The 552-nt window shown below is 57.6% G+C and carries 1 rRNA gene; it reads right to left on the minus strand.

What is annotated here, in order from left to right:
• Nucleotides 1-552, minus strand: a 16S ribosomal RNA gene (locus ACH0AB_RS11955); the annotation flags it as partial.

The following is a 552-nucleotide window of genomic DNA, read 5'->3' on the forward strand; positions in this document are numbered from 1 at the left end:
CGGGCCCCCGTCAATTCCTTTGAGTTTTAGCCTTGCGGCCGTACTCCCCAGGCGGGGCACTTAATGCGTTAGCTGCGGCGCGGAAACCGTGGAATGGTCCCCACACCTAGTGCCCAACGTTTACGGCATGGACTACCAGGGTATCTAATCCTGTTCGCTCCCCATGCTTTCGCTCCTCAGCGTCAGTTACAGCCCAGAGACCTGCCTTCGCCATCGGTGTTCCTCCTGATATCTGCGCATTCCACCGCTACACCAGGAATTCCAGTCTCCCCTACTGCACTCTAGTCTGCCCGTACCCACCGCAGATCCGGGGTTAAGCCCCGGACTTTCACGACAGACGCGACAAACCGCCTACGAGCTCTTTACGCCCAATAATTCCGGATAACGCTCGCACCCTACGTATTACCGCGGCTGCTGGCACGTAGTTAGCCGGTGCTTCTTCTGCAGGTACCGTCACTTTCGCTTCTTCCCTACTGAAAGAGGTTTACAACCCGAAGGCCGTCATCCCTCACGCGGCGTCGCTGCATCAGGCTTGCGCCCATTGTGCAATAT

This window comes from Moraxella sp. 179-F 1C4 NHS (assembly GCF_045370505.1).
Classification (GTDB): domain Bacteria; phylum Pseudomonadota; class Gammaproteobacteria; order Pseudomonadales; family Moraxellaceae; genus Faucicola; species Faucicola tetraodonis.